The sequence below is a fragment of the Acidisphaera rubrifaciens HS-AP3 genome (genome assembly GCF_000964365.1).
Lineage (GTDB): Bacteria > Pseudomonadota > Alphaproteobacteria > Acetobacterales > Acetobacteraceae > Acidisphaera > Acidisphaera rubrifaciens.
Genome location: NZ_BANB01000574.1, coordinates 1 through 1,366 on the forward strand (window position 1 = coordinate 1; position 1,366 = coordinate 1,366).

The 1,366-nt window shown below is 71.7% G+C and carries 2 protein-coding genes; both read right to left on the reverse strand.

The features are described from left to right. Positions 1–162: 162 nt before the first annotated feature. Positions 163–549, reverse strand: a complete 387-nt coding sequence (locus B8460_RS14895; protein WP_241771202.1) for an REP-associated tyrosine transposase — start codon at positions 547–549, stop codon at positions 163–165. A gap of 265 nt (positions 550–814) precedes the next feature. After that, on the reverse strand, positions 815–1,366 hold a 552-nt coding region (locus B8460_RS14900), incomplete at its 5' end, for an FAD-dependent oxidoreductase (RefSeq protein WP_048862397.1).

Genomic DNA, 1,366 nt, shown 5'->3' on the forward strand with positions numbered 1-1,366 from the left:
GGGTGGGTGGTGGTGGGCTGAAGCCCACCCTACGGATGGGGCGGTGGGCGTGGCTTCGTTGGTCGATGACCGGCTGCCGGCATCGGGCGTGGCGCGGTTGCGCCGCGGGCTCGTGCGCGATGTTGGGGCGGCGGCACGCGTAGGGCACGCGTAGGGTGGGCTTCAGCCCACCGCTTGGTCGGGCCGCTCGCCGGTGTGGGGCAGGTCGACATAAGCGAGTGCCCAATCCTCGGGGTAGACGCCCCGCGCGACGCAGCGCCGAAAGCTCGAGTGCGGCCAGGCGGCGGGGTGCGCGGCGATGCCGTGCTTCACCGGGTTGAAGTGGATGTAGTCCATGTGGGCCGCATAGTCGCGCTCGTCGCGGATCGTGTGTTCCCAATATCGACGTTGCCAGACGCCCGCCTCGCGCTTGCGGACGAGGGATGGGCGGCGATCCGGCGGATGCGCGACGCGGCGGGAGAACAGCGCCTTGATCATCCGCCAGCGGGTCGGGAAATCGGCGTCGTCGGGCGGCAGGGTCCAAAGACAATGCAGGTGGTCGGGCAGCACGACCCCAGGCGTCGATATGGAACGGTCGGATCAGGCGGGTCTGGCGCACCGCGTCGCGCAGGGCGCCGATCTCCGCCACCAGCAGGTCGGAGCGGCGGTCGAGCAGGTTGACCGTGAAGAAATAGGCGGCTCCGGCGACGCGGTTGCGGCGGTAGTCGGGCATTTGCGGTGGATGTGCAGGGGGGGGGTGGGCTGAAGCCCACCCTACGCCGAGGGGCGGGGTTGGGGCAGCACGCGTAGGGTGGGCTTCAGCCCACCATCGAGATCACCGCGCATACCGCGACAGCGCCAGATCCTCATATGCGATGTTCGGGCGGCGGCCGGAGATCAGGTCGGCGAGCAGGCGGCCGGAGCCGCAGGCCATGGTCCAGCCGAGCGTGCCGTGGCCGGTGTTGAGGAACAGCCCCTCGACCCGCGTGGGGCCGATCACCGGCGTGCCGTCGGGCGTCATCGGCCGCAGCCCGGTCCAGAACTGCCCGGCCGCCGGATCGCCGCCATGCGGGAACAGGTCGCGCACGCTGCGCACCAGCGTCGCCCGCCGCGCGGCGCGCAGGCGGCGGGAGAAGCCGGCGAGTTCGGCGGTGCCGCCCACGCGGATGCGCTCGCCCAGACGGGTGATGCCCACCTTGTAGGTCTCGTCCATCACGGTGGAGACGGGCGCGGCGTCGGGGTCCGTGACGGGGATGGTCAGCGAATAGCCCTTCACCGGATAGACCGGCAGGTCGATGCCGAGCGGGCGCAGCAGCGCCGGGCTGTAGCTGGCCAGCGCGACGACGGTGCGCTCGGCATGGATCGGCCCCTCGGAGGTGTCGGCGCC